1 pseudogene is annotated in these 241 nt (G+C 73.9%); it reads right to left on the bottom strand.

Annotated elements, in window-relative coordinates:
* Positions 1 to 241, bottom strand: a pseudogene (locus KVS71_RS18460) (hypothetical protein); the annotation flags it as partial.

Here is a 241-nt window from a genome sequence, read left to right as displayed (position 1 = left end):
CGAGAGCCCGCTGACCCCGGAGGTGCTGGCGCAGAGCCCGGGACGGGCGTGAGCGCCGATCCGTCTTCTCCCCCGAGGCGTACCGCGAGCAGGGCGTGCAGGTGACCGGCCGCCGCGAGAAGCGCGACGCTGCGGCGCGTGAGGTCGGACAGCCGCTCCGCGGGCATGCGCTGCACCTGCTCGGTGTCACCGTGCGCGCGCACCTCGACGATGATCCGCGAAACGGTGGGGATGCCGTAGC

The organism is Microbacterium sp. GbtcB4 (assembly GCF_019091465.1).
In the GTDB taxonomy this organism is placed as follows: domain Bacteria; phylum Actinomycetota; class Actinomycetes; order Actinomycetales; family Microbacteriaceae; genus Microbacterium; species Microbacterium paraoxydans.
This window is presented reverse-complemented; position numbering and strand designations above follow the sequence as displayed.